The following is a 1043-nucleotide window of genomic DNA, read 5'->3' as shown; positions in this document are numbered from 1 at the left end:
CTGGTTGGCTTGCGCCACCATCGCGGTACCGGCCTGTTGGAGAATCTGCGCCCGGCTGAGGGCGGCGGTTTCTGCAGCAAAGTCGGCGTCCAGAATGCGGCTGCGCGAGGCGCTCAGGTTCTCGCTGGTGGTGGTCAGGTTGGCTGTCACCGATTCGAAGCGGTTCTGGATGGCGCCAAAGGTGCTGCGCAGTGTGCTGACTTCGGTCAGGGCGGCGTCCACCCGTTGGATCATCGTGTTCGCGTCCGCCACCGTCGTGACCGACGAGCCCAGCAGGGAGCCACTGTCGGCGGCCACCGTGGTGGCGGCAAAACCCAGCGTGCCGGTGGCGTCGGTACCACTCATTGTGATGTCATTGGAGGAGCTCAACTGCAGCGCACCTGCGACCACCGTGGCGTACACCGTGCCCACGTTTTTGTTGATGTCGCTTGCAAGCTCGTTGATGTCTCCGTAGGTTTTGGCTAGGTCAACACCGTTGAGTGTGAAGTCCGACAGCGTGATGCTGCCGCTGGACGTGCCAGCTGTGCCAGAGGCAAAACCAAAGCCCGCGGCGGTGGCGTTCACATCGGCACCGGTGATGTTCACTGCAGCCAGCGAGTCATCCTTGGAGATCGTCAGGGTGCCGCCGTCGTTGGTGACCGTGTAGCCCGCCAGTTGCGATTGGATGTCCGTTGCCATGGCGTCGTACTCGTCCAGCGCTCCGGCGCCGTCCGGGTCCGCGTAGTCGGTGGCGAGGGTCACTTCGGTGCCGTCCACAAAGAAGGATGCGTTGGTTGTTGCCACGGCATCGGTGCCCACAGTGCCTGTTTGGGCGCCAGCTGTCAGACCCAGCTTGGTGTTCACGTTGGTGCCGGTGGCGCCACTGATATTGATCGCAGACGAGCCGATGCCAGTCGACACGCGAGAGATCGTGATTGCACCCCCAGTCACCGAACTCGTGTAACTGCCGCTTCCACCTGTCAGTTGACCGATGATGCTGTTTGCCATGTCGGTGTAGCTGGTATAGACTTGGTCCAGCGTGACGGATTGACCGTCGAAAGTCA

At 62.0% G+C, this 1043-nt stretch carries 1 protein-coding gene; it reads right to left on the bottom strand.

Features of this window, described 5'->3' with window-relative positions; genetic code table 11:
- Window positions 1-1043: flagellin (locus tag Q8M88_RS17230; RefSeq protein WP_305598383.1), on the bottom strand; the 1043-nt coding region annotated here is incomplete at both ends.

Source organism: Phenylobacterium sp., assembly GCF_030693805.1.
Lineage (GTDB): Bacteria > Pseudomonadota > Alphaproteobacteria > Caulobacterales > Caulobacteraceae > Phenylobacterium.
Note: the sequence above shows the minus strand (reverse complement) of the source record. Positions and strands in the feature narration are given on the sequence as shown.